4 protein-coding genes are annotated in these 2933 nt (G+C 75.3%); 1 reads left to right on the forward strand and 3 read right to left on the reverse strand.

What is annotated here, in order from left to right; genetic code table 11:
- Positions 1-310 precede the first annotated feature (310 nt).
- Both ACFV5N_RS26465 and ACFV5N_RS26470 read right to left on the reverse strand, forming a co-directional pair.
- A complete protein-coding gene (locus tag ACFV5N_RS26465; RefSeq protein ID WP_385604658.1) occupies positions 311-1303 on the reverse strand; it encodes an NAD(P)/FAD-dependent oxidoreductase in 993 nt (330 codons plus the stop codon).
- A complete protein-coding gene (locus ACFV5N_RS26470; RefSeq protein WP_385604662.1) occupies positions 1300-1914 on the reverse strand; it encodes a GNAT family N-acetyltransferase in 615 nt (204 codons plus the stop codon). Before ACFV5N_RS26470 ends, ACFV5N_RS26465 begins: the two co-directional genes overlap by 4 nt.
- 100 nt (positions 1915-2014) lie before the next feature.
- Between ACFV5N_RS26470 and ACFV5N_RS26475 the strand changes: the two genes are divergently transcribed.
- Complete coding sequence (locus tag ACFV5N_RS26475) at positions 2015-2383, forward strand: glyoxalase superfamily protein (RefSeq protein ID WP_385604665.1); 369 nt, start codon at positions 2015-2017, stop codon at positions 2381-2383.
- Positions 2384-2513: 130 nt separating this feature from the next.
- Here the strand turns inward: ACFV5N_RS26475 and ACFV5N_RS26480 are convergent.
- A partial coding sequence (locus ACFV5N_RS26480) for a glycoside hydrolase family 6 protein (protein ID WP_385604668.1) occupies positions 2514-2933 on the reverse strand: 420 nt, incomplete at its 5' end.

Consider the following 2933-nt stretch of genomic DNA (forward strand, 5'->3'; position numbering starts at 1 on the left):
GGGCAGCGGGGTGGCCCGTTCGCCCTCCGGTTCCGGGGCCCTCCGGTTCCGGGGCCCTCCGGTCCCGGTCCGGGCGGCCGGCGTCGCGGCCGGTGGCGCCGCCGCAACGCCCCGTCACGCCGCCCGGCCTTGCGGCGCGGCCCACCAGCTCGGCCCTGCCTCGCGGGGAGGCAGCTCCGCCCCGCGGGCCCGCCCCGCTCCCTCCGCCCGGGCCGGACCGACGGGACCCGGACCCACACGGCCCGGCGTCCCCGCCCGTTGCCCCACCGGGTGTCCGGCGGCCCTGCCCTCCCGCGAGCCGGAGCGTCGCTCAGTCCAGCGGATCGCCGTTCCGGTGCCGCGCCGCGTGGGCCGCGCGTTCCCCGGCGGCGGACAGTGCGCGGCGGTCCGCGACGGCCCGGTCCACCTCTTCCCTCAGCAGGTCGGCGTTGATCGCCGCCCCCGCGGCCGAGCCCTGCCCCGCGGCATGGATCACCTGGGCCGTGGGATGGACGACGTTGCCCGCCGCCCACACCCCCGGCACGTCGGTGCGTCCGGTGGGGTCGGCGGCCACGAAGCCGCTGTCCAGCCGTTCGGCGCCCAGCGCGCGCAGTACCTCGTCCCGCGGTGTGAACCGCGGCGTCACGAACACCGCCTCGCGCAGGACCGACCCGGCGCCCTCCACCTCGACGCCGCGCACCCTGCCGTCCTCGACGGCCAGCCGGTTCACCCGGCCGGTGACGACCCGCACCCCGCGCGCCGCCAGCTGCTCGTACTCCTCCTCCGTCACCGGCTGCTCGTGCGGGAAGTACACGAGGTCGTGCGACCACTGACGGAGAAGCAGCGCCAGGTGCGGGGCGCCGATGACGCCCACCGGGCGGTCCCTGACCTCGTAGCCGTGGCAGTACGGGCAGGCCGCCACGTCCTTGCCCCAGCGTTCGCGGACGCCGGGGATGCCGGGGAGTTCGTCGCGCAGTCCGGTGGCGACCAGCACCCGGAGCGCGGACAGCGTCGATCCGTCGTCCAGCCGGGCACGGAACCGGCCCCCGGCGTGGCTGATGCCGTCGACCCGGCCGCTGATCAGCCGGACCCCGTAGCCGGCGACCTCGGTACGCCCCATGGCGAGCAGTTCGGACGGCGGCAGGCCGTCCCGGGACAGGAAGCCGTGCATGTGCGCGGCGGGCGCGTTGCGCGGTTCGCCGCCGTCCACCACGACCACCCGCCGCCTGGCCCGCCCCAGCATGAGCGCGGCGCTGAGTCCGGCCGCTCCGCCGCCCACGATCAGTACGTCGTACGCGGCATCGGCCCGTGCGTTGTCGGTCATCGTGACCACCTCCACGGCCGAGGATGCGGAGCGGATGCGATGCCGACAACTTCTGTTGCCATTTCCGGGAAGAACGGCCGGTGCGGACGTTCAAGTAGTGAACGCAGCGGTGCACGGGGTGCGAGGCTTGCCCCGGGCCGCCGGGCCGGCGGCTGGGCCAGCGGGAGTTCGCCGAGGGCCTGCCCGTGGAGCGTCTCCCCGGTCGGGCGGAACCCGAGCCGCGGGGAGAAGTTCTCCGGGCCGCTCGCGTGGGGCGCCCACAGCACGGTGATCCGCCGCCGCCCCCGGCGGCGGGCCTCGGCGCACACCTCCTCCACGGCGAAGCGGCCGTAGCCCCGGCCCTGCTGATCGGCCGCGATGTCCAGCCGCCGGATGGCGCACCGGAACGCGTCGTGTTCACCGCCCGGGTCGAGACCACCCATGACGAACCCCGACGGGCCGCTCCCGTCGCGTATCAGCCGCGGCCAGGCGATGTCGCCGTGCGCGGAGGCGTCGGCCGGCGGCCTGGCCACGGGCGCGACCACGTTCTCCTGATCGGGACGCACCGTCAGCCGGCACACGGCGTCGACATGCAGCGGGGTGATCTCTTCCAGCCGCGGTGAGAATGTCATGCCGCGACCCTGAGCGGGGCGCTGGCAGTCGGACCGGTCCCGGCGCTCGCACCGCCTCGATGGGCCGGGGATTGTCAGTGGCGGCTGTCAGGATCGGGGCATGGTCGATACGGACAGCGTGGCGGAGGAGATCGTCCCGGTGCTGCGGGTCGCCGATGCCGGGGCGGCGGTGCGGTGGTACGGGCGGCTGGGGTTCGCGCGGGCGTGGGAGCACCGGTTCGAGCCGGGGCTGCCCGCGTTCGTGGAGGTGGCGCGGGGGCCGGTGAAGATCTTCCTGTCCGAGCACACGGGGGACGCCGTGCCGGGCGGTCTGGTGTATCTGCGGGTGCGGGACATCGACGCGGTGGCCGCCGCGTTCGGGGCGGTGGTGACGGAGGTTCCGTGGGGGAGGGAGCTGGAGCTGACCGATCCGGACGGGAACCGGATCCGGGTGGGGGAGGCGGCGGGGGAGGAGGGCCGGGCGGAGTGAGCCGGGGGCGCCGGAGCCGTTCCGGCCCCGGCGCCCCCGGAAACGGCAACCCGCCCCCGGGCCGCGAGGGCGCCGGGGGCGGGTGCGTTCAGGAGGTGGTGACACCGGTGGTGCGGGTGATCCGGTCAGATCACAGGGGCGGGTAGGCGTTGGCCATCAGCTCCTGGAACTGGGCGGAGAACCAGTGACCGGAGACCGGGGCGTCCGGCAGGGCACCCGAGGGGTTGTTGTTGTTCCGGGGGTTGCCCTCGTAGGTCGGGTCGCACATGCGGTCGAAGCCCTTGCCCTCGTCGTTCGGGATCTCCGTGCTGGAGCCGTCGGACTCGCCCGGGGGCTTCATCCACACGTACGCGTCGATGCCGGTGGCAGGGGCGACGGTCGGGCGCTCGCCCAGCCCGGCGCCGGCCTGGTTGCACCAGTTGCCCTGGTGGATACGGCCGTCGACGCGGCTGGCCTCGACGAACTCGTTCACGCTCGTGCGCGGTCCTTCACCGCTGGGCCGGTCGGGGCCGCCCCAGCCGCTGCGGGAGGTGTCGATCAGCATCCCGAT

The sequence above is a fragment of the Streptomyces sp. NPDC059853 genome (assembly GCF_042731495.1).
Taxonomy (GTDB): domain Bacteria; phylum Actinomycetota; class Actinomycetes; order Streptomycetales; family Streptomycetaceae; genus Streptomyces.

Excerpts from the sequence above, each read along its gene's own strand:
- ACFV5N_RS26465 (WP_385604658.1), bottom strand. The coding sequence starts at position 1,303 with ATGACCGACAACGCACGGGCCGATGCCGCGTACGACGTACTGATCGTG.
- ACFV5N_RS26470 (WP_385604662.1), bottom strand. The coding sequence starts at position 1,914 with ATGACATTCTCACCGCGGCTGGAAGAGATCACCCCGCTGCATGTCGAC.
- ACFV5N_RS26475 (WP_385604665.1), top strand. The coding sequence starts at position 2,015 with ATGGTCGATACGGACAGCGTGGCGGAGGAGATCGTCCCGGTGCTGCGG.